This is a genomic window from Clostridium tepidiprofundi DSM 19306, from assembly GCF_001594005.1.
Lineage (GTDB): Bacteria > Bacillota > Clostridia > Clostridiales > Clostridiaceae > Clostridium_AC > Clostridium_AC tepidiprofundi.
In genome coordinates this window covers 29,889-55,091 of record NZ_LTBA01000015.1, presented here as the reverse complement: position 1 = coordinate 55,091, position 25,203 = coordinate 29,889, and the positions used below count along the sequence as shown (strand labels likewise).

The 25,203-nt window shown below is 29.5% G+C and carries 24 protein-coding genes and 1 tRNA gene; 2 read left to right on the top strand and 23 right to left on the bottom strand.

The features are described 5' to 3' along the window. Positions 1-114: 114 nt before the first annotated feature. The 15 genes from CLTEP_RS07715 to gpr all read right to left on the bottom strand — a co-directional run bounded on the left by CLTEP_RS07715 (position 115) and on the right by gpr (position 15,522). Complete coding sequence (locus tag CLTEP_RS07715) at positions 115-561, bottom strand: GatB/YqeY domain-containing protein (RefSeq protein ID WP_066825037.1); 447 nt, start codon at positions 559-561, stop codon at positions 115-117. Positions 562-586: 25 nt separating this feature from the next. Then, entirely contained in the window at positions 587-763 is a 177-nt protein-coding gene (rpsU, locus tag CLTEP_RS07710) for a 30S ribosomal protein S21 (RefSeq protein WP_066825035.1), read from the bottom strand. A 118-nt stretch (positions 764-881) separates the two neighbouring features. Further along, positions 882-1,226: a histidine triad nucleotide-binding protein gene (locus CLTEP_RS07705; protein ID WP_066825031.1), complete on the bottom strand. Its 345-nt coding sequence runs from the start codon at positions 1,224-1,226 to the stop codon at positions 882-884. A 67-nt stretch (positions 1,227-1,293) separates the two neighbouring features. Beyond that, positions 1,294-2,601 carry a tRNA (N(6)-L-threonylcarbamoyladenosine(37)-C(2))-methylthiotransferase MtaB gene (gene mtaB / locus CLTEP_RS07700; protein ID WP_066825028.1) on the bottom strand — a complete coding sequence of 436 codons (1,308 nt, stop codon included), beginning with the start codon at positions 2,599-2,601 and terminating at the stop codon, positions 1,294-1,296. Then, positions 2,601-3,347, bottom strand: coding sequence for an RsmE family RNA methyltransferase (locus CLTEP_RS07695; protein WP_066825026.1), 747 nt, complete (start codon positions 3,345-3,347; stop codon positions 2,601-2,603). Before CLTEP_RS07695 ends, mtaB begins: the two co-directional genes overlap by 1 nt. A 59-nt stretch (positions 3,348-3,406) precedes the next feature. Continuing rightward, positions 3,407-4,345 carry a 50S ribosomal protein L11 methyltransferase gene (gene prmA / locus CLTEP_RS07690; protein ID WP_066825024.1) on the bottom strand — a complete coding sequence of 313 codons (939 nt, stop codon included), beginning with the start codon at positions 4,343-4,345 and terminating at the stop codon, positions 3,407-3,409. Between the two features lie 140 nt (positions 4,346-4,485). Then, complete coding sequence (gene dnaJ, locus CLTEP_RS07685) at positions 4,486-5,628, bottom strand: molecular chaperone DnaJ (RefSeq protein WP_066825021.1); 1,143 nt, start codon at positions 5,626-5,628, stop codon at positions 4,486-4,488. 115 nt (positions 5,629-5,743) lie between these two features. Then, positions 5,744-7,606: a molecular chaperone DnaK gene (dnaK, locus tag CLTEP_RS07680; RefSeq protein WP_066825019.1), complete on the bottom strand. Its 1,863-nt coding sequence runs from the start codon at positions 7,604-7,606 to the stop codon at positions 5,744-5,746. Between the two features lie 52 nt (positions 7,607-7,658). Continuing rightward, positions 7,659-8,312 carry a nucleotide exchange factor GrpE gene (gene grpE / locus CLTEP_RS07675; protein ID WP_066825017.1) on the bottom strand — a complete coding sequence of 218 codons (654 nt, stop codon included), beginning with the start codon at positions 8,310-8,312 and terminating at the stop codon, positions 7,659-7,661. Between the two features lie 105 nt (positions 8,313-8,417). Beyond that, a complete protein-coding gene (gene hrcA, locus CLTEP_RS07670; protein WP_066825015.1) occupies positions 8,418-9,458 on the bottom strand; it encodes a heat-inducible transcriptional repressor HrcA in 1,041 nt (346 codons plus the stop codon). A gap of 175 nt (positions 9,459-9,633) precedes the next feature. Next, positions 9,634-10,761, bottom strand: coding sequence for a radical SAM family heme chaperone HemW (hemW, locus tag CLTEP_RS07665; RefSeq protein WP_066825013.1), 1,128 nt, complete (start codon positions 10,759-10,761; stop codon positions 9,634-9,636). Positions 10,762-10,879: 118 nt separating this feature from the next. After that, on the bottom strand, positions 10,880-12,688 hold the full coding sequence (gene lepA, locus CLTEP_RS07660) for a translation elongation factor 4 (RefSeq protein WP_066825010.1): 1,809 nt from the start codon (positions 12,686-12,688) through the stop codon (positions 10,880-10,882). Between the two features lie 64 nt (positions 12,689-12,752). Continuing rightward, positions 12,753-13,121: a hypothetical protein gene (locus tag CLTEP_RS07655; protein ID WP_066825008.1), complete on the bottom strand. Its 369-nt coding sequence runs from the start codon at positions 13,119-13,121 to the stop codon at positions 12,753-12,755. 43 nt (positions 13,122-13,164) lie between these two features. Continuing rightward, positions 13,165-14,238: a stage II sporulation protein P gene (locus CLTEP_RS07650; protein ID WP_066825001.1), complete on the bottom strand. Its 1,074-nt coding sequence runs from the start codon at positions 14,236-14,238 to the stop codon at positions 13,165-13,167. 309 nt (positions 14,239-14,547) lie between these two features. Then, positions 14,548-15,522, bottom strand: a complete 975-nt coding sequence (gene gpr, locus CLTEP_RS07645) for a GPR endopeptidase (RefSeq protein ID WP_066824999.1) — start codon at positions 15,520-15,522, stop codon at positions 14,548-14,550. A gap of 222 nt (positions 15,523-15,744) precedes the next feature. Between gpr and rpsT the strand changes: the two genes are divergently transcribed. Further along, a complete protein-coding gene (rpsT, locus tag CLTEP_RS07640) occupies positions 15,745-16,005 on the top strand; it encodes a 30S ribosomal protein S20 (RefSeq protein WP_066824996.1) in 261 nt (86 codons plus the stop codon). A 116-nt stretch (positions 16,006-16,121) separates the two neighbouring features. On the opposite strand, the gene holA is transcribed toward rpsT, so the two are convergent. The 5 genes from holA to CLTEP_RS07615 all read right to left on the bottom strand — a co-directional run bounded on the left by holA (position 16,122) and on the right by CLTEP_RS07615 (position 21,979). Continuing rightward, entirely contained in the window at positions 16,122-17,153 is a 1,032-nt protein-coding gene (gene holA / locus CLTEP_RS07635; RefSeq protein ID WP_066824994.1) for a DNA polymerase III subunit delta, read from the bottom strand. 161 nt (positions 17,154-17,314) lie between these two features. Further along, positions 17,315-18,685 carry a ComEC/Rec2 family competence protein gene (locus CLTEP_RS07630; RefSeq protein WP_066824992.1) on the bottom strand — a complete coding sequence of 457 codons (1,371 nt, stop codon included), beginning with the start codon at positions 18,683-18,685 and terminating at the stop codon, positions 17,315-17,317. Positions 18,686-18,726: 41 nt separating this feature from the next. Then, on the bottom strand, positions 18,727-18,984 hold the full coding sequence (locus CLTEP_RS07625) for a hypothetical protein (protein WP_066824990.1): 258 nt from the start codon (positions 18,982-18,984) through the stop codon (positions 18,727-18,729). 72 nt (positions 18,985-19,056) lie between these two features. Beyond that, positions 19,057-21,675, bottom strand: a complete 2,619-nt coding sequence (locus CLTEP_RS07620; protein WP_066824988.1) for a P-type ATPase actuator domain-containing protein — start codon at positions 21,673-21,675, stop codon at positions 19,057-19,059. 139 nt (positions 21,676-21,814) lie between these two features. Beyond that, positions 21,815-21,979, bottom strand: a complete 165-nt coding sequence (locus tag CLTEP_RS07615; RefSeq protein ID WP_066824985.1) for a zinc-ribbon domain-containing protein — start codon at positions 21,977-21,979, stop codon at positions 21,815-21,817. A 307-nt stretch (positions 21,980-22,286) separates the two neighbouring features. On the opposite strand from CLTEP_RS07615, the gene CLTEP_RS14870 reads away from it, so the two are divergent. Next, positions 22,287-22,457 (top strand): hypothetical protein, encoded by a 171-nt coding sequence (locus CLTEP_RS14870; RefSeq protein WP_161938359.1) that lies wholly within the window; start codon positions 22,287-22,289, stop codon positions 22,455-22,457. 30 nt (positions 22,458-22,487) lie between these two features. Here CLTEP_RS14870 and CLTEP_RS07610 read toward each other — a convergent pair whose 3' ends face one another. The 3 genes from CLTEP_RS07610 to selB all read right to left on the bottom strand — a co-directional run bounded on the left by CLTEP_RS07610 (position 22,488) and on the right by selB (position 25,192). Continuing rightward, the gene (locus tag CLTEP_RS07610) at positions 22,488-22,727 is read right to left on the bottom strand and encodes a DUF1292 domain-containing protein (RefSeq protein ID WP_066824983.1); all 240 of its coding nucleotides are present in this window, start codon (positions 22,725-22,727) and stop codon (positions 22,488-22,490) included. A gap of 253 nt (positions 22,728-22,980) precedes the next feature. Further along, positions 22,981-23,077, bottom strand: a tRNA-Sec gene (locus CLTEP_RS14635). A 207-nt stretch (positions 23,078-23,284) separates the two neighbouring features. Further along, positions 23,285-25,192 (bottom strand): selenocysteine-specific translation elongation factor, encoded by a 1,908-nt coding sequence (gene selB, locus CLTEP_RS07605; RefSeq protein ID WP_066824981.1) that lies wholly within the window; start codon positions 25,190-25,192, stop codon positions 23,285-23,287. Positions 25,193-25,203: the final 11 nt, after the last annotated feature.

Sequence of the window (25,203 nt, the reverse complement as noted above, 5' to 3'; positions counted from 1 at the left end):
TCACCTCTTTTAGCATTCCATTATAATCTATGAATGATAATCTTAATTAATGACATTTTGAGAATATAAGCAAAAAATAGGCATAAAAATAGACCTAGATAAACTAGGTCTTTATTATTTGTTTAAGTATTCCTTTACCAATTGACTGACAAGCTTTCCATCTGCTCTTCCTTTAGTTTTAGGAACTACTGCAGACATAACCCTGCCCATATCTTTCATACTATTTGCTCCCTCATCGACTGCTGCTTGACGAATAATTTCCATTATTTCATCTTTTGACAACTGCTTTGGAAGGTATTCAAGTAAAATTTCAATTTCATCTTTAGTCTTATCAACTAAATCCTGTCTGTTAGCTTTTTCAAACTCTTCCAATGCTTCACGTCTCTGTTTAACTTCTCTTGATAGAATCTGAATAATATCATCATCATCTATCACGGACGTTCCACTTTTTTCTGCTTGCAATATAGCTGCTTTAGCCATACTTATAGTATTAGCTTTAAATTTATTTTTTGCCTTTAAAGCATCCTTCCAATCTTGCTGTAGAATCTCCTTTAAGGACATTAAATCTTACCCTCTTTCAATTTTTCTATTTTCTTTTTCTTCTTCTAGCAGCTTCTGATTTCTTTTTTCTTTTTACACTAGGCTTTTCATAGTGTTCTCTTTTTCTAACTTCTGCTAAAACACCAGCCTTAGCGCATTCTCTCTTAAATCTTTTTAAAGCACTCTCTAGTGATTCATTTTCTCTTACTTTAATTTCTGACATCCATATCCCTCCCTCCGCTAGTCTTTTTAATTAAATAAGCAACAGCATTACGGGAATAAATAGCACGTTTTAAATTATACAACACAAATTTGTTAAATGTCAATATTATTTAACAAATCTATCCCGGTGGCCACTGAAGATTTCTTCCTCCTAGCATATGAAAATGTATATGCTCTACTGTCTGACCCCCATCATTTCCACAATTATTAACTATTCTATACCCATTTTCAGCTATTCCTAGTTGTTTAGCTAATTTTTTCGCAATCAAAAATATATACGAAATAATATCTGCATTTTCTTCATTCAATTCATTAACACTGCTTATGTGTTCCTTTGGAATTATTAGAATATGAACAGGTGCTTCAGGATTGATATCCTTAAAACACAATACTTTATCATCTTCATATACCTTCTCGCTAGGAATTTCATTATTAATTATTTTACAAAAAATACAATTCTCCATGTTTTCACCTCCCTCAAAACTACTATAACATTCAACATTTTTATCAATATTCCTGCAATATTGATATTTAAAAATTTATAGTTCCATACATAAATTCTTTATCAACATTATGTAATTTAGTTGGTAACACCTTTCCTATAAATACATCATCATTCATTTTAGATAAAACACGAATATAATTTGGAGTATACCCCTCATAATATCCTTCATGTTCTTTACTCTTTTGCTCATATAATACTTCCATATTTCTACCAATATATTTTTGCATAAATTGCTTTTCTAACTTCTCATTTAATTCAATCAATTTATGACTTCTAATATCCTTTACTTTACCATCCACTTGACACTGCATTTTTGCAGCTTTTGTTCCGCTTCTAGGACTATACTTAAATATATGCATTTTGGATAATTCTATTTCTTTTAAAAATTCATATGTTTTATTAAATTCATAATCTGTTTCACCTGGAAAACCAACTATTATATCTGTCGTTATTGAAATATCCTTAATGTGTTTTCTTAAATTTTGCACGACAGTTCTATATTCGCTAGTTGAATACCTTCTATTCATTCTTTTCAAAGTTTCATCACAACCACTTTGAAGCGATAAATGAAAATGTGGACACATTTTATCCATATGTGAAATATTCTTTATAACATCTTCAGTAAAAAATGTAGGGTCAATTGAACCTATTCTTATTCTTTCAATTCCTTCTACATTATTCACTTCTTCTAATATTTTAATCAAATTCCAATTTCCCTTTAGTTCAAAGCCATACGAAGCTATATGTATACCTGATAATATTATCTCTTTAAATCCATGTTCTGCTAATTTATGTACTTCCTCAATCACTTTTTTAGGTTCTTTGCTACATACAGCACCTCTTGCATAAGGTATTAAGCAATAAGAGCAAAATCTGTTACATCCATCTTGTATTTTTAAAAATGCTCTTGTTTTGTATTGATATTCTTCAATATTTAAGTCGTCAAATATTTTATTATGTAGTACATCATCCACTTTTATTATCTGCTTTTTCTCTTCAATAAATCTATTAACATAATGCACTATTTTGCTTTTATTCCTTGTTCCAAGTACAATATCTACTCCTTCAATACTGCTTATTTCTTTAGGTGCTATTTGTGAATAACATCCTACCACCGCAATAACTGCATTTTCATTTTTTCTCCTAGCTCTATTTATCATTTGTCTGGATTTTTTATCGCCCATATTTGTAACTGTACAAGTATTAATAATATATACATCTGCTATTTTATTAAAAGGTATTATTTCATGTCCTTCTTTAATGAATAGCTCTGACATTGCCTCTGTTTCATACATATTCACTCTGCAACCTAAAGTAGCAAAAGCAACCTTCATTACATGTTTCCTCCTAAGTCTCCTATTTCATACATAATAATACTCAATGCAGTAAAACCTGCTGTTTCTGTTCTTAAAATTCTAGGTCCTAATGTAACTATTTCAGCACCTATACTTTCCAAAATGTTAATTTCATAGTCTTCAAATCCACCTTCTGGACCAATTACAATAGCAATATTTTTAATATTCATTTTATCTATTTTATTAAATAATCTTTTTAAACCATACCCTTTTTTATTTTCATATGGTACAACTACCAAATCCATATTTTTAAGTTGTGAAATCATTTCTTCAAAAGTACAAAGTTTATTAACAACAGGAATTAAACTTCTCTTACTTTGCTTACACGCTTCAAGTGCAATCCTGTTCCATCTCTCAAGCTTCATATCTTTAGTTCCATTTGCAACAACTCGTTTCATACTAACTGGATTAATAGCTTTAATACCTAATTCAGTTGTTTTTTGTATAATCAAATCCATCTTGCTGCTCTTAGGCAATCCTTGAAATAAAAACACACCAATTGTACTCTCATTGTTTAATGGTAATTCCTTCATTATATTAACTTTGACTTCCCTTTTGTTCACTTCTACAATCTCACCAAGAAATTCATTACCATTGCAATTATTTATGCTTATTTTCTCCCCTATACCCAATCTCAATACTTTATAAATGTGTTTTACATCATCACCTTCAATAACCGCAAAACCGTCATAAAATTTATCCTCAGGTACAAAAAATTTATGCATCAATTACATCCTCTCATTTAAAATATAAGCGAAAGTATGATTAATATGTTTTATAAAAATCATAACAACGAAGCAACTATACAAGTCCATTCACCTTCAATATTTACTTCATCAATTTTAAATCCACAGTCCTCAAGCTTATTTATAATATCATCTTTCCTATCTAATATTATACCAGATGAAATAAATTTTCCTCCAGGTACAATAAACTTTTTAACATCTTCAGTCAATAATAAAATAATATCTGCAATAATATTTGCTACAACAATATCTGCCTTTCCTTTAACAACTTCCATTAAATTCCCATGCAGTATTTCAATATTATCTATTTTATTAAAACCAACATTCTTTTTTGCTGAAGCAACTGCAACTGGATCCAAATCCACCCCTATAACATTTTTGGCACCTAGTTTTGCTGCTGCTATAGATAATATTCCCGAGCCTGTTCCTATATCAAAAACTATTGCATCATTATCAACATATTTCTCTAATGCCTTTATACACATTCTAGTTGTTTCATGGGTTCCCGTACCAAAAGCCATTCCTGGATCTAATTCTAGAACTATTTCATCATCTTTTTTATTATATTCTTCCCATATAGGTTTTACAACAATATTTTCGCCAACTTTAGTAGGCTTATAATATTTTTTCCAATTGTTTTCCCAATCCTCTTCATTAACTTTAGCTACAGTAATCAAACCTTCTCCCTTGTCGAGCCCAACTTTATCTAAGTCATCAATTTTCTTTTTAATATATTCTAGCTTTTCATTGAATGTTTCATCTTGTTTAAAATATGCTTTAACAACTGCACCATTTTTAATATTTAGCAAACTTTCATCAAAATAATCCCAATCGCTTTCATTTTTTTTCTTAAATTCTACATCTTCTGAATCCAATATAGAAATTCCTTTAACATCAACATTATAAAATATTCCCGTAACCGCCTCAACAGCTTCACTGCTTGTTACTACAGTAACTTCAATCCATTCTTTATCCATACGTATCACCTCAATTATATTTATCGATTCTACAAAACTTCCTCTTCTGTAAGTGGAAGATTGAAACTTTTTGCTTTAACAAAACAAGTTCATTAGCCAAAAAGCTTACTCCATACTATGAAGTAAGCCGATATTAATCATTACTTAAACATATTCTTGAAAAAACCTTTTTTATTTCCATCAGTCGAATTAATATCTTCACCCGAAGCCTCCATAAATTTTACAAGTGCTTCCTTTTGCTTATCATTTAATTTTTTAGGAATATCAACAATTACTTTTACATATTGATCTCCTCTGCCATAACCATTAACTCTTTGTATACCTTTACCCTTTAATCTGAACACAGTACCCGATTGAGTTCCTGATGGTATTTTATATGAAACAGTTCCATCTATTGTAGGAACATCTATTTCTGCACCAAATATTGCCTTGCCAATTGATATATGCTCTTCTATATATATATCATTACCCTTTCTAACAAATCGTTTATGAGGCATAACTCTAATATGAACATATAAATCACCAGGAGGTCCACCATTACTTCCTGGCTGTCCATGTCCTCTTAGTGGAATCACATTTCCAGTATCGACACCAGCTGGAATATTTATCTTAATATTTTTCTCTTTTTTTACAGTACCAGTTCCATTACAATTTTTGCAAGGGCTATCTATTATTTCACCTTTACCACCGCATTTATCACATGTTGTTTGAGTAGTAAAACTACCAAAAGCAGTGCTTCTAGTTTGTCTTATAATACCAGTTCCCCCACACTTATCACATTTTCGTGGAGAAGTTCCAGGGTTTGCTCCTGTTCCTGAACACACTTCACATTTTTCCCTTTTAGTTATTGTAATATTCTTCTCTACACCAAATGCAGCTTCTTCAAAAGTTAAATTAATCGTAGTCTCAATATCTGCACCCTTTCTTGGTGCATTAGTATTTCTTCTTGATGAACCTCCAAAACCACCGAAGCCACCAAAGCCGCCACCAAATATATCTCCAAATATATCTCCTAAATCCGAAAAATCAAATCCCGCACCATTAAAGCCACTGAATCCACCACTAAAATCAGCAGTCCCAAACTGATCATATCTTGCCTTCTTTTCTGGATCGGACAATATTTGATATGCTTCATTTATCTCTTTAAATTTTTCCTCTGCTTCCTTATTACCTGAATTTCTATCTGGATGGTACTTAAGTGCAAGTTTCTTAAATGCTTTTTTAATATCAGCTTCACTTGCACCTTTTTCTAACCCTAAAATTTTATAATAATCCTTTGCCATCCGCAGTTTCACCACCTAGCTAAAATAAATTTAAAATTTAACATAATACTCATAGTACTATAATACTCAAATTAAGGGAGGAGTAAATACCCTTCCCTTAATGTTATTGTAAAATCTATTTATCCTCTTTTACTTCATAATCAGCATCTACTACATTATCATCATTTCCTGGTTGCTCTGCTGTACCACCCATATCTCCTGTATTAAATCCTGCACCTTGTGCTCCTTGTGCGCCTTGTGGATTTGCTTGTTGATACATTTTTGATGATATTGCATAGAATTCTTGAGTTAATTCTTCAGTTGCTTTCTTAATAGCTTCAATATCATTTCCTTCTTTAAGAGACTTAAGTGCATTAAGCTTATCTTCTACCTTAGCTTTATCTTCTGCAGAAACTTTATCACCTAACTCCTGTAATGTCTTTTCTGTTTGATAAACAGCCTGCTCTGCATTATTCTTTACTTCAATTGCTTCTTTTCTCTTCTTATCTTCTTCTTCAAATCTCTTAGCTTCATCAACAGCCTTCTGAATTTCTTCTTCAGACAAGTTTGTTGTAGCAGTTATTGTAATATTTGCTTCCTTTCCTGTTGCTTTATCTTTAGCTGATACATTAACTATACCATTTGCATCTATATCAAATGTAACTTCGATTTGAGGAACTCCTCTTGGTGCTGGAGCAATTCCTGATAATGTAAATCTACCAAGCGTCTTATTATCAGCTGCCATCTGTCTTTCACCTTGAACAACATGTATTTCAACAGATGTCTGACCATCAGCAGCAGTAGAGAATATTTGACTCTTTTTAGTTGGTATAGTTGTATTCCTTTCTATTAGTGGTGTTGCAACTCCACCTAAAGTTTCAATACCTAATGTTAATGGAGTAACATCTAGAAGCAATACATCTTTTACTTCTCCAGTTAATACTCCTGCTTGAATTGCTGCTCCAACAGCAACACATTCATCAGGATTAATTCCTTTTGAAGGTTCTTTGCCTGTAAAGTTTTTAACAGCTTCTTGTACAGCTGGTATTCTTGTTGAACCACCAACAAGTATAACTTTATCTATATCACTCATTGAAAGCTCTGCATCTTTTAATGCCTTTTTCATAGGCTCTATTGTCCTATTTACTAAGTCATGAGTTAACTCATTGAACTTAGCTCTCGTAATATTCATATCTATGTGTTTTGGTCCTGTTGCATCAGCTGTAATAAATGGCAAATTAATATTTGTTTGAGTTGATGAAGAAAGCTCTATTTTAGCTTTCTCAGCAGCTTCTTTTAATCTCTGTAAAGCCATTTTATCATTTCTTAAATCTATTCCATTTTCAGCTTTAAAAGTATCAGCAATGTAATCAATTATTTTTTGGTCAAAATCATCTCCACCAAGATGAGTGTCACCATTTGTAGACATTACCTCAAAAACACCATCACCTAACTCTAATATTGATACGTCAAATGTTCCACCACCAAGATCGTAAACAAGAATCTTTTGATTTTGATCCATCTTATCCAATCCATAAGCTAATGAAGCTGCTGTTGGTTCATTGATTATTCTTCTAACATTTAATCCTGCAATCTTACCAGCATCTTTAGTTGCTTGTCTTTGGCTGTCATTAAAGTAAGCTGGTACTGTAATAACTGCTTCTGTAACAGGTTCTCCTAAATAACTTTCAGCATCTTTCTTTATTTTTTGAAGAATCATAGCTGAAATCTCTTGTGGAGAATATTCTTTGTCATCTATCTTAACCTTATGATCTGTTCCCATTAATCTTTTAATTGAAATTATTGTCTTATCTGGATTTGTGATTGCCTGTCTTTTAGCAACTTGACCTACTAATCTCTCACCATTTGCCTGAAATGAAACAACTGATGGTGTTGTTCTAGCTCCCTCTGAATTAGGGATTACAACTGGATCCCCACCTTCCATAACCGCAACACAAGAATTTGTAGTTCCTAAATCAATTCCTATAATCTTTCCCATTTTTGTTACCTCCTACATCATATTTTTTCACTCTGAATATTGTTTCAGTATATTAATTTGCTACCTTTACCATACTGTAACGGAGTACTTTTTCTCCTCTTCTATAACCTTTTTGAAACACTTCAATAATTTCATTATTACCAAACTCTTTACTTTCTATATGCATAACTGCATTATGAATATTAGGGTCGAAACCTCCTTCAGTAGGTATTTCTTCAACATTAAGCTTTTCCAAAGCTGAATAAAACTGCTTTAATGTCATCTCTACACCTTTTTTTAACTCATCTATATTTCCTTCTGCCTCGACTGCCCTTTCTAAGTTATCTAAAACAGGTAGAAATTCTTTTAAAACATCTGCACATGAATCAGTATAAATATTTTCTTTTTCTTTTACAGTTCTTTTTCTATAATTATCATACTCAGCAGTAAGCCTTAAATGCTTTTCTTGCACTGTAGACAATATATTGTTTATTTTCTTTAGTTCATCTTTTAATGTTCTATTTTCATCTTTCAATTTCTGTACCTCATTTTCCTTATTGACTTCTTCATCATGTTCAACTTCTTCAACAATTTCATCTTCTGTTTCATTTTCAACTACATTGTCAGTATTATTCATATCATCTGTTTCATTGATTATATTTTCTTCTTTATGCTCTTTTTTTTCATCAACCCTATTTTCCAATGCCTTCTTCCTCCATTCATGCATATGATTTTGTACCAAAATATTTATCTACAAAACACAGCGAACTCGTTTTGCTAAATCAAAATCTTCAATCTCCCACTTATAGAAGTAGGAGTCTTGTAAAATCGATCAATAGTCATAATAGATATCATTTAGCTTTCTATTAAGCTCATTAATGAATTCATTCAATAATGGTACTATCTTATCATAGCGTATTCGCTTCGGTCCAATAACTCCTATCACTCCAAGTGGTCTATCCTTTACAGAATACACAGCTGAAATTATGCTACAATCCTTCGCTTCTTCTATCTTGTTCTCTTCACCAATAATGATTGATAGCTTATTATCACCACCCATGCTGTTTTCTAATAAATCTTTGATGTAATCTTGATTATTTATTAATTCCAAGAAAGCTCTTGCTTTTTCAACATCATTGTATTCATTATAGTTAAATATATTCGTCTCTCCAGTGGAATAAACCTGAGGTGTCTCCATACTCTTTAAGCTATCATATATAGTTGGAATAAGAGCATTAAAAATATCATCATGACCAACAAAATCATTTTTTATATTATTTATTACTTCCAAATCAATGTCATCTACTGTCAACCCTTTTAACCTCATATTAAGTAAATAACTTAACTTTTCTAAATTAATTCTGTCTACTGGTTGACTAATCCTTATAACATTGTTTTTAATAATTCCACTATCAGTAACTATAACAACCAATACATTATTGCTGTCAATCTTTAAAAGCTGAATGCATTTTACAAAGCTCTTTTTCATAGATGGAGCTTTAACAATACATGCTAGCTTTGTTAAATCAGAAAGAAGTGATGTTGCTCTTTCTACAATCTTATCAATCTGATATAAAGCTTCTGATAGCAACTTGCTCTTGATTATCAATTCCTCTTCAAGCGACAATTCTTTGACTTTCATCAATTCATCAACGTAAAGCCTATATCCCAAGTCAGATGGAATCCTTCCAGAAGAACTGTGAATATGCTCAATATACCCTAATTCTTCAAGGTCTGCCATTTCATTTCTTATAGTTGCAGAACTAATACCAAGATTATATTTCTTTGCTATAGTCCTAGATCCTACTGGCTCTCCTGTTTGTATATAATCATTGATTATGGCTTCAAGTATTCTTATTTTTCTTTCATTCATCAAATACCATCACCTCTTTGTTAGCACTCACTCAACTCGAGTGCTAATGACTATGTTCTTAAAATATCACTAAGATTTATTTTTGTCAATTACTTCTATATATGATATATCACTTTTATATTGAATTATTTAAAATTATATCGTTATTTCTTTAAATTATTTCATATTACTCATTTTATCTATCTAAAATAAATTCTGAAAGAATGTAATTTGATATTTCCACACCTTTAGGAGATAATCTAAGTGAACTATCATCCTCAATTAATAAACCACTATACTTAAATTTACGTATTACATCTCTATATATTTCATAAATACCCGTAGAGAATCTTATTTTAAACTCTTCTTTGCTAATTCCCTTAATCTTTCTTAGTCCCATAAACATAAATTCCTCTATATCATCATTTTTTGAATTTTTATGAGCAGAAAATACTGGACTCAATTTATTATTCATTCTTCTTATATATTCCTTGATAGAATGTATATTCTCTACTCTATATCCATCTACATATGAATGTGCCGATACTCCACACCCAATATATTCTCCTAATTCCCAATAAGCTAAATTATGTTTACACTCACAATTCGGCAAAGAAAAATTTGAAATTTCATATTGATTATAACCTCTTGATTCTAAAATTTCTAATGCAATATGATACATACTTCTTTCAGTATCTTCATCTGGTAATGTCAATTTGCCTTCTTCATACTTATTAAAGAATGGCGTTCCTTCCTCTATTATTAAGCTATAGCATGATACATGTTCCGGATTTAATTTTACAATATTTGTTAAAGTTTCCTCCCAATGATTCAATGTTTGTTCTGGTAGTCCAAACATTAAATCAACATTGATATTTGTAAATCCCATTTGTCTTGCTAATTCATAACCTGTAATAAATTCTTGTATTGTATGAATTCTCCCAAGATTTTTTAATAAAAAGTCTTGCCACGCTTGGACGCCAATACTTAATCTGTTTACTCCCATATCTTTTAATATTTTTAATTTTCGCTTTGTAAATGTACCTGGATTGCCTTCAATAGTAAACTCTAATTCTTCTGATGTTTTCAATGCGTTTATTGTTTTCAGCAAAGCAATCAAGTTATCTTCTGACAAATAGGTAGGAGTACCTCCGCCAATAAATATTGTTTTAAATACTTTGTCATTATTACGTTCAATTTCTTTACATAATGCCTCTATATAATCATTCATCAATTCATCTTTACCACTATATGACTTAAAATCACAATAAAAGCATTTCTGCTTGCAAAATGGAATATGTATGTACAAGGCTAATTCCTTCATAAATTATGACCTCTCTTAATTATTATTTCAAAATATCAAAATATATTGCACAAAAATATTTAAAATATTTTAAAAGCATACAAGAACAAAGTTCTTATATGCTTTATTGAATGCATTTTTAATCATCCACCTTAAGTACCGCCATAAATGCTTCTTGAGGAACTTCTACACTTCCTACTTGTCTCATTCTCTTCTTACCTTTTTTCTGTTTTTCTAAAAGTTTCTTCTTTCTTGAAATATCACCACCGTAGCATTTAGCTAACACATCTTTCCTCAAAGCCTTTATAGTTTCTCTCGCAATAACTTTAGTTCCAACAGTAGCCTGAATAGGAATTTCAAAAAGTTGTCTAGGAATTAACTCCTTTAATTTTTGTGCCATATTTCTTCCTCTTAAATAAGCTCTTTCTTCAGGCACAATCATAGACAATGCATCTACTTTTTCTTTGTTTAGCAATATGTCTAATTTAACCAATTTTGTTTGTTTATAACCTTTTAATTCATAATCAAATGACGCATATCCTCTCGTTCTCGATTTAAGTGCATCGAAGAAGTCGTAAATAATTTCATTAAGAGGAATATCGTATTTTATTAGAACTCTTGTAGTTTCAATATATTCCATATTTATAAACACACCACGCCTGTCCTGACATAATTCCATTATAGCACCAACATAATCTGACGGAGCAATAATTGATGCACTTACAATTGGCTCTTCCATATGTTTAATTTCAGATGGTTCAGGCATATTAGTAGGATTTGTTATTTCAATAAGCTCACCGTCAGTCTTATACACTTTGTATATAACCGATGGAGCCGTAGTAATAATATCAATATTAAATTCTCTTTCTATTCTTTCTTGTATTATTTCCATATGGAGCAATCCTAAAAAACCACATCTAAATCCAAACCCTAATGCTATCGATGTCTCTGGTTCAAATGAAAGTGCAGCATCATTTAATTGAAGTTTTTCTATTGCTTCTTTTAATTCTTCATATTTTGCACCATCAATAGGATAAATTCCACTATAAACCATAGGAATAGCAGGCCTATAACCTTCTAAAGGTTTATCTGCTGGATTATCATTTTCTGTAATGGTATCTCCTACGTGAGCATCTCTAACATTTTTGATAGACGCTGTAATATATCCAACATCACCCGCTCTAAGTTCAGATATAGCCATATAATCAGGTGTAAATACGCCAACTTCAGTAACTTCATATACTTTATTAGAAGCCATAAATCTAATTTTTGTACCTTTTTTAACCTTCCCATCTATCAGTCTTACATAGCATACTACACCTTTATAGCTATCGTAATATGAATCAAAAATAAGTGCCTTTAAAGGTTTATTTTCATCACCAGAAGGTGCAGGAATCTTTTCAATAATAACTTTAAAAATATCATCAATATTCAACCCAGTCTTTGCAGAAACTAAAGGTGCATCATGAGCCTCAATACCAATCACATCTTCTATTTCTTTCTTTACTTCTTCTGGTCTAGCACTTGGTAAATCAATTTTATTTATTACTGGTGCTATCTCAAGATCATTATCCACTGCTAGATAACAATTCGCTAGTGTTTGAGCTTGTATACCTTGCGTTGCATCAACAACTAATAAAGCACCTTCACATGCTGCTAAACTCCTCGAAACCTCATAATTAAAATCTACATGACCTGGAGTATCTATTAGATTCAATATATACTCTTCACCATCGTCATACTTGTAAACAAGTCTTGCCGCTTGTGATTTTATAGTGATTCCTCTCTCTTTTTCTAGTTCCATTGTATCAAGAACCTGTTCATCCATTTCTCTCTTAGTCAAAGTTCCTGTTTTCTCTAAAAGTCTATCTGCAAGTGTCGATTTTCCATGATCTATATGTGCAATAATACAGAAATTTCGTATCTTCTTCTGTCTCTCATTCGGCATATCACAATACCTCCATAAAGTAAATGTATTCTATCGATAAATATCAATTATTCACCATGTTAGATTATATCACAATATTCTCTAACCTTGTCAATAGTTTTGTCCAATTTATACTTATACTATCCAACAAATAGTGATATTTATTATTTACTAACTTTAATATATGTATTAATTTTTTATTTAAATTATATTTTAAAGCATTAATTTTGCTTTTATTTATTTGAATACAATGTTCTAAGAACTCCAATTTTACTTCATTAGAACCCTTTATTACATATATCTTAAAATTGTTCTTTTCTCTTTCACTCGTGTAATTTGAATTAAAGCATCCTACACTTTTATTTAAGTGAATATTAACTATAATTATCCCTACAAATACTATCATTAAAACTAAAATAATCACAAATATGTATTTTCTTTTATCTCTAAGCAAAAATAAACACCTCCCTTTTAAGGATGTGCCTATTTCAATTTTTTTATTCATATTTATTGTAAATATATTCCGCTAAAATTTTAGCTATAAAAGCAGCTGAGTTTTTAGCTTCATCAATGTTATTGCTATTACCTCCAACTTCCATTAAAATAGCATTATCACTTAAATCCTGATTAAAATATGTTATACCCCTTTTATATTTATCATATAACTTAATATTCCTCAAAAGTCCCGGATATAATTTATCTGATATGGCAATTAACTTATTAACTAATGCTCTGTTTTTAGAATAATGAGGATTACCTGTAGCAAGAACAAACATATACTTTGCAACAGACTTACCATTTACTTTACCTGTTACAAGTCTCTTATCCTCTATTTCATCCCTATGAATATCAATAATAATATCAAAACTTTTGTATTTTTTTAGATAATTTTTTACAGCTTCCCTCGAATTGTAATAGCTTTTTATATATGACTTATCGTGTATTGTTTTATCATGTATTACATTTATTTTATACTTTTCTCTTAATTCATTTGCAATTATGTCTCCAACCTTACAAACATTATAATTATTGTCTCTAGTATGTGAATCTTTAGGTCTGTATCCTTCACTTGTATGTGAATGATAAATTAATATACAAGCCTTTTTAGAAACAACACTATTTTTATTTACAATCTTTGAAGTTTTAATTATTCCTTTATCATCTAACGAAAACTCTTTATCATAGTTTTCATTCTGTAAACTATTGATTTTTGAAATATCATCATTATTGATAACAAAAGGTTTTATATCAGTACAATTCTTATTATTTTTATCATTTCCACTTTTAAAAAATATCAATTCCCTGCTCATAATTGTAATTGGATCTTTTATTTTTGATTCAAATTCATAAGCAATACGCTTTATCATACCAATATTTTCATTTTTATCTTTCGTCAAAGGAGTGTTCATAGAAAACTTGTCCTTATTTTGAATGGTATTTCGAGTGTTCATTTTTATAGGCAAAACAGTTAAAAACAATATTATAAGCACTATTATCAGTAGATTAAAATAAAATTTATTCATTCCATTATGGGAATTATATTTACCTTTTTTTATACTTTTGTAAGCCATTTTTTACACCCCTCAATCTTATTCTATTATATTAATACCCCCACAACATTTCCCATCGTTTATAATAAAATATATGTGTACTATCATGTATATATTCTTGGAATATTTTCCAGAACAAAGCGAACTCGTTTTGCTAAAGCAAAAGCTTCAACATCCCACTTATAAAAATAAAAGTATTGTAATATTGAGCAATTGAATATTGAATATTGAATATTGATATGAAAAATTTTTTTTAATTAAAAACTTAAAACTCCCACTCTATTAAGTAGGAGTTTTACAAAATTATAAATCATATATAAAACATATGCGTTAATTAATATACTTACCTATATCTTCTAAATCAAGTGCAGGTTGAAGTGCTATATTCACTCCATTTGCAATAATTTTAGAAACAGAATCAATTATCATATCAACCTCTTTAGGAGTCACCATTAAATCGCCAACATATGGATCTAAAACCTCTTTAATGAGTCTGTGTTTTTCGTTTTTGTCCACCGACTTTAGTATATTATAAAATTCTCCTCCCTTATTCGATAATTTTATCATTTCATCCAATACCAAATCGATAGTATCATTTGCCATAGTAGCCGCATCTACAACAGTTGGCACACCAATAGCAATTACTGGAATACCTAAAGTTCTTTCACTAATTTCCATACGTCTATTACCTACACCAGAACCTGGTGATATACCTGTATTGCTAATCTGAATCGTTTTATTTACTCTTTCAAGTCTTCTTGACGCTAATGCATCAACACAAATCACAAGATTAGGCTTTGTTTTTTCTACAATACCTTTAATAATCTCACGAGTCTCCATACCTGTTATACCCAATACACCTGGTGCAATAGCACATACTGGCCTAACTTCTTCATCGATCGAGTCAGGTACTAACTGTTTCAAATGTCTTGTAACCATTATCTTTGAAACAACCTTTGGTCCGACAGCATCAGGCGTAACTTTCCAGTTTCCAAGCCCAACAACAAGTGCCGTCATACTATCTTCTAATTTTATTAATGGTGATAGATTCTTTGCAATAACTTGACTCACTCTATTCATAGATTCTTGATCGTAATGTACAAATTCTGGTATTTCGAGAGTAATATATGTTCCTTTAGGTTTTCCTATAATCTCTTCTCCCTTTTCATCAATTATAGAAACTATTGTAACTTTTATATCTTCATCCATGTATTCACTAATTTTTGTACCAGGAATATTCTGCTTTGTTTGTTTCTTATACATCTCCTGTGCTTCAACAGCTAAATCAGTTCTAATGTTTATCATTTCATCACCCTAACCTTTTCTTAACATATTGCATATATAATTAATAATTTGCAATTTGACACTAAATTATTCTATAAATTGTTTTTTACTTTTCATATTTTTTAGAAATATATACTTGAAGTAATATCAAATTAATGCTATAATAACTCGTGTTAATATGAAACATTACGCATTTTCCCCAAGCTGCGTATAATATATAACATAATAAGGTGGTGAAAAATAATGGCACATTCAAGATCTGCTAAGAAAAGAATCAGAGTAAATCAAACTAAGGCTCTTAGAAATAGAATGATTAAATCTGCATTAAAGACAACAATCAAGAGATTCGAGGTAGCTGTTGAAGCTGGTAATAAAGAAGAAGCTACTGTAAACTTCAGAAACGTAGTTAAAGCTTTAGATATGGCTGCTTCAAAGAATGTTTTACATAAAAATAAAGCTGCAAGAAAGAAATCAAGATTAGCATCAAAATTAAACGCTATGTAATGTACTTAAGCCAGTTTTTAAACTGGCTTTTTATTTTACCTTAACATTATCATTTTAATTGTAAATTTTTCATCAATAACAGAATTTACAATACTTTTGTTTTATGTTAAGTATTATCATTTATTTACTATTGAGTTAATGATAAGCAGTTCCATTTCTATTCTATTATCAGATGAAGTGCTTTTTATTCTGCTCTCTGATTCTAAGCACATTTCTAAAATTCTTTCAAGCTGTTCTAATTCAAATTTTTTACTTTGAGCTATCATTTTTTCACAAATGTAGGGATGTAATTTCAACTCACGAGCCAAGTTTTCTTTATCCTTACCACTTTGCACTCCTATTTTTATATTAAAAAGCAGCTTAAATTGTCTCTGAATCATAAAAAGTATATATGGTATTTTTTCTCCTTTAAATATGAGTTCATGCAAAACATCTAATGCATTTTTTATTTTCCTCTGAGATAATAAATCAACTAAATTAAAAATATCTTTATCATTCTTTTGAGGAAGCATTTCATAAATATCTTCTTTTTTTATATCCCTTTCCTCTGTATAACTGCATAGTTTCTCCACTTCATTTTCTATTATATTCATATTGTTATCTACTTCATTGCAGAAAAGAACCAATTCTGCTCTCTCAATCTTCTTACCTCTACTCAAAAACAATTCTTTCACTCTTTTTCTAAGCATCTCGCCCTTGAATTTATCAACTCTTACAACATATGACACTTTATCCATACTCTTTAATTTTTTACCCGGTTTATCTCTATCATTCCCTAAAATTATATACATTATCAATATACAGTGGCGAGGAATATCTTTGCAATATTTGTATATTTGGTTAAACATAGTACTCTTCTCTTTTTTAGTATTACATATTTTATCATCTAAAAAATCCGCTCTATAAACCTCAATAATCCTTTTATCACTCATAATTGGCAATGTCTCACATGCATTTTCAATTTCACTAAAATCTGCCTTGCTCCCATCTATCTTTACATAATTTAATTCCTTTAATTCATCATTTATTACTCTATCAGAAATTAACTTTATGCTATTTTTAATTAAGTTTTCATCTGTACCAAAAAAAACATAAACATTTTTTATATCACCATTCTTTATATGCTTCTCAAATTCAAAATAATTCATAAAATCACTATTCCTCCACAAAGATATTTAAAACAAATGTATATCGACCAAATATATTATAGCATAATTCTCTCTATATATATCAGCATTAATTTCATTTCTAATTCTCACTTTAAGCATTTTAAAAAGCATATTTGACTTGTTATTTTCTTTAAAACGTCTTAAACATAAATCTGTAATATTAAAACAGGAAGTACGCACAGTGGTATAAATTTAACCTCATTATTACCCTTCTTAATCATAATCAAAGTAAATAACAGCAATAAATATATTTCAACATTAATAAATGATATATTCATCATATCAGGCACAATTCTCGATAGAATATATTCTGCACCTGAAAATATAGTTAATACCGTTTTTAATATGTAGCATATTATATAGAAAATGAATTTGACTTTAAATAATAAAATACCCATATTGCCTAAAATAACAACTATAGATAAAATAGGCATTAATAAAATATTTGCTAATATAAATCCAATACTTATTTTTTTAAAAATCAATGCAGCATACGGCATAGAAAAAATTTGTGACGAAATACTTAAACTAATTGAATTATTCACTTTTATAGGTAATTTATAGAGACATCTATTAAATACTTTATAAAACAAAATTATTCCCAGTACAGAAAGCACAGATAATACAAACCCTATGCTTATAACATAAAAAGGTTTTATAATCAAAATTACAATTATCGAAAAGCAAAGTGCTGAAAGACTATCATAATTTCTAAATACTTTTTTAGAAATTTTCATAATAGAAATCATAATAAATGCTCTAATTGTGGAAGATTTACACCCTGTAAATAATACATATATAAGTGATAAAGGAAAAGCTATAGTCATTCCCCCTAAATATTCGAGAACCATATATAAAATTGCTATATGAAAACCCGAAACACATATAGCATGAACAATACCTAATTTTTTCATATTCTCCTTTTGACCAAACGATAAGTACTTATCTTCTCCTACGCATAATGCCATAACATAAGCAGCGTGTTGTTTACCTAGCTTATTTTCAAATTCCATATATACTTCTCTTTTGTATTCTGATAATTTATACCAAATATCTTTATGCATTGAAATTATTTGTTTTACATAGTAATTTCCTATATATCCTCTTGAATAATTATTTATTCTTGAAAAATTTCCTCTTACAGTAACTTTAATTCCCTCACATATGGCTTTACTATTTTCATCACAATTTATGTATAATTTTATGAGCCTATTATTATAATTTGCTATACAACAGTTCTTATTACATTCTACAATTCTAACTCTTATAATAGATTGACTTGGAATGCTGTTACAGTAATACATATTTATAGATACTATACCTAGAAAATAAAATCCAAGCACTATAGCAAAAAACTTTTTATCCAAACTTATTAAAAACACTATTAAAAAAGATGCAGTTAAAACTGCACCAAGTAATTTACTCTTATCATAAACTATTAATGAATAGCACCCAAAATAAATACTAAAAGCATAATAGCACAACGGTCTCCCAATGATATCTCTTTCCATGGTATCACCTCCATGTTTAGAGTATATCCATTTTTACCATTTTAATTACTTTTCCTTGAAATATTCCTTGTTAATTCTTTTCCGTTTGAATAAAGCCCGGAAGCACTTATACCAATGATTATTCCTAGTAATATACCTTGTTTTACATCACTATCTGCTAAAAATAAAATACCGAATATTAACCCTATTATAAGCGAAACCAAAGGTGCAAACTTGCTTGGCACTCCAGCCTTTTTTATTATATTTACTATTAAAGTTACTATTGGTATAAGTGCTATACCCTTATAATTAAAATTCATATCATAACTCCTCATATAGCTTTCAAAATAATAATATTACAAATACAATATTATTATTACAATAACTTATGTTTATTTATATGAATTTTTATATTTACTATATCTATATACATGAGTCACAAAAAATCCAACTACAGGTAAAATCAAAATTATAGACCATTCTTTAATATGAATACTATTAAGTCCTAAAAAATCGACTTTATAAGGTACCGATAATATTATTCCTATAATCAACAAGTTTAGAAAAAGTAGTAAATTCGAAAATAAATTTTTAAATAAAATTTTGCCATCCGAAAAATTGAATGCAAAAAGCACTTCAAATATACCCAATATCGCAAATACTACTGTTTGAGCACTCTCTTGTAAAATTCTATTTGCATATAAAAATCCTCCAAATGAAACCAAAGCTATAAAAAGTCCTGTAACTACATGTTTATTTAAATTTATATTCGACATTAATTTAGAATCAATACTTTTCATTTTACAGTATGCAGTATTCTTATAATTAAGCATAATGGCAATGCAACTAATAATTATTGTAATAAAATTTATCCAAATAATATTATTAACATTCAAAATAGTGCTTTGGTTAAAAGCAAAACCAAGTACAATAATACCCATGCCTGCTGAAATACAAGTAACCAAATATGCAATAATATTCAATATAGTCTGCATTATTTGTTTGCATTCCTTAAACAATCTCAAAAATCTAACAATATCTATATTCTCCATATAAATATCAGATATCTTTTTTATTGTTTTACTGCACTTTTCTCCTATTGCTACTGTCAAATCTGATATTTTCAAATAAGGCATTTCTGTTAATTTACTTCCAAATGAAGCAATTATATATCCCATATCCTTTAAATGCTTAACGATTCTAGCTCTCTCTTTTATACCAAGCATAGAATAAACATTTCTAATTTTTATATTTTTCCTAAATTCCTTTTCATCCATAAATTCTAGTTCAAAACCAGATAGCACATTCATATTATTCTTTATTAAATTCAATTCTTTCCCTATTTCAAATGATGCAATTTTATTTTCTTCCATTGAAACAATAACTCTAATATTATTATCATTACAAAAATTAATAGCATCATACGCATCTAATTTCAAAGGATTAATCATGCCAACTACTCCCACGAAAACTAAATTGCTTTCAATATTTTCATCAAGAGTCGGCTCATAATTAAAATTTCTATATGCTTCTCCTATTGATATTAAACCTTCCTTAGACATTTCAAAAACAGCTTTCTTTATGCCCTCAATATCCTGTTCTGTAATCTCCACCTCGATACCATTCTTCAATATATGTGTGCATCTTTCTAAGATACTGTCTACTGAACCAACTACATTGGCCCTATAGTTATTATCAACTTCATTTATGGTTGTCTTTATCTTCTTATCTAAATCATATGGTATCTCAAATACCCTTCTAAACATGGCGTTTATACTATCTTTAAAAAACAAATTACTTTGTGCAAATTTTATAAGAGCTATTTCAAAAATATCCCCTTCTTCATAATCATCTTCAATGGAATAAGTTGAATCATTACACAGCAAAGAAATTTGAATTAGCCTATCAAAACTATCATTACTGTTTTCTCTTAACATATATATATTTTTTTCATTTAAAGCATCATATAGTTGATTATCAACATATACTTTTTTGACTATCATTTCATTTTTCGAAAAAATATTAAGTTTCTCAGTAAATAATAATGATACATTTGCAAGTTTTTCTATTGAGGATAAATTCTTTAAATGAATCTTCTCATTACTAAGTATTTTGGTAAAAATAAATAAATATAAAAACAATAATATTGTAGTTTGAAAAGGTATACCAATTAATAATATACTTAAACTTATATTGGCTATATCAATAACTGACATACCCAAAAGCAGTGCTATTATTGAAATTATAATAGCTACAATAATAGCCATAAGTGCAATACTATTTATTGTTTCGTTCACCTTTTTTAATAAACTATGTTTATTATATGAATTATCATTCAATACTTGCGTTATCTTACCAATTTGAGTATTCATTCCAACTTCAACAACAATACCTATACCACTACCATGTGTTACTTTAGTAGATTTAAACGCCATATTTTTCATCTCTGAAATATTATATAGAGTTTCTTCAATCTTGGCTGAAAATTTTTCAACATCATAGTTTTCTCCTGTAACAGACATTTCATTAATTTTCAGCCCTTCACTTTCAACTATTCTTAAATCAGCAGGAACATATCTGTTCTTTTTAAGGTAAACTATATCTCCAACTACAAGTTCAGAAGAATGAACCGATACTACTTTTCCATTTCTAATAACATCAACATATGAAGAAGTTAATTTTTCGATTACATTAATCTTTCTTATATTATTATTTTCCAACCATGTGCAAACAATTAAATTAGTAATCATAGTAACTATCACAATTGCACTTATATTATAATACTTGAAATAAAATAGTAACATTATAATAATGATAACAGAAAAAAAACATATTTGATTTAATTGCTTTAGAAATATATTAAAAATGCTTGGCATTTTTCGCTTTAATAGTTTATTCTCTCCATATATGGTTCTATTCTTCTCAACATACTCACTATTCAAACCGGTATTTATATCACTACCCAACTGATTAATTATTGTAACAGCAGATTTTTTATACCACGTAGACATAAAAACACAACCTTCTCATCAAAATATCGTCATACTCTTATATTCGTATTTCACTGTAATTACCTTAAGGAAAGATTTATATTTTTATAAACAAAAAAATAAAGAGCTGCTAAATCTTTCAGCAGCTCATACTATACAATTATCTATCATTGTATCTGTTTCTTCTCTGTTTTCTAGCTTTTCTACAATCTGGACATCTTTTTGGTTCATTTTCGAAACCTTTTTCCTTGTAAAATTGTTGCTCGCCTTCTGTGAAAACAAATTCTTTTCCGCAATCTTGACAAACAAGAGTTTTATCTGCCATTATTTCCACCTCCTTCTCAGGACATTTAACACAACGATCTATATTCCAAGAAGGAGTACAGTCTGTATGTTAAAATTTCTATTACTTATCGATTATAACATTTTATTCATAAATAGTCAACAAAAAGTTTAGCCACTTTTTTGACAACTTTACTTTACGTGAAAAAAGAATAATTATCTGTCAACTACTAATACTACTAATGATGTTATTCTAATTAGTTCATTTTACTAGAACAAAGCTTCTATATTCCACCTATAAAATAGAAAATTTTTCAATATTGATAAACTACTTGAAAGGAGATATTTTTATGAATAATGGCAAAGCACCTAAAGCTCCTAAAAAAGCTACGAAAAAGAACAATGACAGCCGAGCTCAAAGAATGGATCCATCATCTCAAAGCTATCAAATGGCTCAAGCTGGTATGGTAAACAGAATAAATCCTCCTAGTTACAAAACAAAAAATAACAAATCTAAATAAAGTGAGGGATAGTAACTTCCCTCACTTTATTTAATGTTTATTTCTTTTATTATATTCCTCTAATACACTATGAAATTCGCTTCCACTTCCAATTGAAACATATTCTTTTTCACCGTTTTTTTCAACAACTCTGTATGCATACGCATCATCTGAGTTGATTTGTGATACAATAACGTATTTATTATTTTTTAGATTAATAGTATCGACTAACTCTAATTCCACTCTTTCGCCTTTGGCATTTAGTACTGTCATAAATGGTTTATTACTCATATCGAATCTCCTTTACACATTTTTTACCTTTGCAATCTATAGGATGTGCAAAAACACTAAAAACTATTACTAAATTATTTTTCAAAATGTGTTTCAAGAAATTCTATATGCTTTTATGCATGTCTACCATCACCGATATAAACAAATGTAGTTTTCTTACCAGTATTTCTATGAATATTTCATATGTGATACATAAATGACAAAAGGGCTAAGCCGAATTAACAAAGCAGCTTAGCCCTTTTATCTACCCTACTGGCGGGAGTATGTGAGAATCGAACTCACCCACGACGCTACTAACGCCGCAACACGGTTTTGAAGACCGGTAGGCACACCAGCACCTATCTACCCCCATGCTATATTTTCTCCCTGAAACGAGATAAATTATAGCACATAATAAAAATATATGCAACACTTTTTTTCGACTTATAACGACAATTTTATCATTATATAGCCTTCTAAAAAAATTGATCCGCAACTTCAACCTTTACTATTCTCTATTCACCATTCACTATTCTCTATTTATCGTTCACTATTCTCTATTTATCCTTCTCTATTCTCTAAAAAAGTACTCTTTCATTCCCTACTCTTTTAGTTATCTTTAAATTATCAAAGTTCTCAAGCAATGAAACTGCAAACTTTCTGTTGGTATTCAAAATCTCCCTTGCTACTGAAGTGGTAAGACTGCCATTTTGCTTAATATAATCAACAACAATATCTATTGCATTATTGTAATGTTTTTTCAAAAATACACAATCTTCACTAGTTTTAATTAAAACTTCACTTTCTATAAGCATTTCATAAACCATTTTAAAGTTATTTTTGTCACTTTCGCAATTAAGCAAATCTGAAAATTTAGGTGGAGAAAATTTTGCTTTATCATATATATTAATAATATTTTCTTTCATTTTACTTTGGATTTCATCTAGTTTTATGTTAAAGTCATATAAAGCAATAAATTTGTCATAAACATTAATCTCTTTTTTATACTGAAATATTTCTAAAATTTCATCATAAACTTTTTGTTTTATGCTCTTACCAAAAATTCTATTCTTTATTTCTTCCTTTGACATACCCACTCTAAGAGGAAATTCTTTATGATAGTTTGCCAATAATTTCTTTATTTCTTCTAGCTTATCTTCCAGAAACTCTTTGTGAATATATATGCTCTTATTCATAGATGATAAACAAATTATTTTATTTTCCTCAACAAGTTTTTCTAGCTTTTCTTCTATATTCTCCTCATTTTTCCCTAATGATTTTATTATAAGCATTTTATCCGGAAACTCATGACTTAACTTTTTAATTACATTATCCAAAATACCCGCTGTTGTTCCACTTTCTTTCAATTTAATCTCTTCAATATACTCCTCATCAAATCTTTTAGCCTTTTTTGCAACTGGTTCTATAATACTGCCCCCTCCTATTGTGATCATAGGAGAATAGCTTCTTATAACATATCTATCATTTCTCTGTGCTGTTAATGGTGATTCTAACCTGAACTGAACATATCCACTCTCTCCTGGCTCTATCTCCTCTTTATCTAACAAAACAACTCTACAAAGTATTTCATTTGTTCCATGATAAAGCCTAACCCTCTGCCTATTAACAAGTGGCTTTTTCATACCCTTAAGATAATAAAGTTTACAATCAATCATCATAGAAGGCTCCATTAGTTCCTCAGCTGCAACCACATCTCCCCTTCCTATGTCATTCACCTTGACATTTGAAAGATTGAGTGCACATCTTTGTCCTGCAAACCCTATATCTGCTGATTTTCCATGAACTTGAATTCCTCTAACTTTTGTAATAATCTTTTTAGGATAAACTTCAACATTATCACCCAGTTTTACTTGTCCACTGATAATAGTCCCAGTAACTACTGTTCCAAATCCACTTACTGAAAATGCCCTATCTACAGGAAGTCTAAAATGTCCCCCCGTATCCTTTGCTTCTATTTCTTCAGTAATATTATCTATCTCATGAATAAGCTCTTTTATTCCTTGACATGTCACTGATGAAACTGAGTGAATAGGTGCTTTTTCTAAGAATGTACCTTTAAGTTCTTCTACAATGTCTTCTTTAACCAAACTAAGCCATTCATCATCAACCATATCAGCTTTTGTTAAAACAATAATTCCTTTCTTAACATCCAATAATTGAAGTATTTCCAAGTGTTCTCTAGTCTGAGGCATTATACCTTCATCTGCTGCAATAACTAAAAGTACAGCATCTACACCACTAACACCAGCAAGCATATTTTTAATAAACTTTTCATGACCTGGAACATCAATTATTCCTGCTCTTTTCCCAGAAGGCAAATCAAAATATGTAAATCCTAAATTTATTGATATTCCTCGTTTCTTTTCCTCTTTTAAAGTATCAGTCTCTCTTCCAGTTAATGCTTTTATAAGAGTTGTCTTACCATGATCTATATGCCCTGCTGTACCTATTATTACATTCTTCATACACACTACCT

Coding starts and splice junctions, on each gene's coding strand:
- CLTEP_RS07715 (WP_066825037.1), bottom strand. CDS start 561: ATGTCCTTAAAGGAGATTCTACAGCAAGATTGGAAGGATGCTTTAAAG.
- rpsU (WP_066825035.1), bottom strand. CDS start 763: ATGTCAGAAATTAAAGTAAGAGAAAATGAATCACTAGAGAGTGCTTTA.
- CLTEP_RS07705 (WP_066825031.1), bottom strand. CDS start 1,226: ATGGAGAATTGTATTTTTTGTAAAATAATTAATAATGAAATTCCTAGC.
- mtaB (WP_066825028.1), bottom strand. CDS start 2,601: ATGAAGGTTGCTTTTGCTACTTTAGGTTGCAGAGTGAATATGTATGAA.
- CLTEP_RS07695 (WP_066825026.1), bottom strand. CDS start 3,347: ATGCATAAATTTTTTGTACCTGAGGATAAATTTTATGACGGTTTTGCG.
- prmA (WP_066825024.1), bottom strand. CDS start 4,345: ATGGATAAAGAATGGATTGAAGTTACTGTAGTAACAAGCAGTGAAGCT.
- dnaJ (WP_066825021.1), bottom strand. CDS start 5,628: ATGGCAAAGGATTATTATAAAATTTTAGGGTTAGAAAAAGGTGCAAGT.
- dnaK (WP_066825019.1), bottom strand. CDS start 7,606: ATGGGAAAGATTATAGGAATTGATTTAGGAACTACAAATTCTTGTGTT.
- grpE (WP_066825017.1), bottom strand. CDS start 8,312: ATGCATGAATGGAGGAAGAAGGCATTGGAAAATAGGGTTGATGAAAAA.
- hrcA (WP_066825015.1), bottom strand. CDS start 9,458: ATGAATGAAAGAAAAATAAGAATACTTGAAGCCATAATCAATGATTAT.
- hemW (WP_066825013.1), bottom strand. CDS start 10,761: ATGAAGGAATTAGCCTTGTACATACATATTCCATTTTGCAAGCAGAAA.
- lepA (WP_066825010.1), bottom strand. CDS start 12,688: ATGCCGAATGAGAGACAGAAGAAGATACGAAATTTCTGTATTATTGCA.
- CLTEP_RS07650 (WP_066825001.1), bottom strand. CDS start 14,238: ATGGCTTACAAAAGTATAAAAAAAGGTAAATATAATTCCCATAATGGA.
- gpr (WP_066824999.1), bottom strand. CDS start 15,522: ATGATAAACATTAGAACTGATTTAGCTGTTGAAGCACAGGAGATGTAT.
- rpsT (WP_066824996.1), top strand. CDS start 15,745: ATGGCACATTCAAGATCTGCTAAGAAAAGAATCAGAGTAAATCAAACT.
- holA (WP_066824994.1), bottom strand. CDS start 17,153: ATGAATTATTTTGAATTTGAGAAGCATATAAAGAATGGTGATATAAAA.
- CLTEP_RS07630 (WP_066824992.1), bottom strand. CDS start 18,685: ATGGAAAGAGATATCATTGGGAGACCGTTGTGCTATTATGCTTTTAGT.
- CLTEP_RS07625 (WP_066824990.1), bottom strand. CDS start 18,984: ATGAATTTTAATTATAAGGGTATAGCACTTATACCAATAGTAACTTTA.
- CLTEP_RS07620 (WP_066824988.1), bottom strand. CDS start 21,675: ATGTCTACGTGGTATAAAAAATCTGCTGTTACAATAATTAATCAGTTG.
- CLTEP_RS07615 (WP_066824985.1), bottom strand. CDS start 21,979: ATGGCAGATAAAACTCTTGTTTGTCAAGATTGCGGAAAAGAATTTGTT.
- CLTEP_RS14870 (WP_161938359.1), top strand. CDS start 22,287: ATGAATAATGGCAAAGCACCTAAAGCTCCTAAAAAAGCTACGAAAAAG.
- CLTEP_RS07610 (WP_066824983.1), bottom strand. CDS start 22,727: ATGAGTAATAAACCATTTATGACAGTACTAAATGCCAAAGGCGAAAGA.
- selB (WP_066824981.1), bottom strand. CDS start 25,192: ATGAAGAATGTAATAATAGGTACAGCAGGGCATATAGATCATGGTAAG.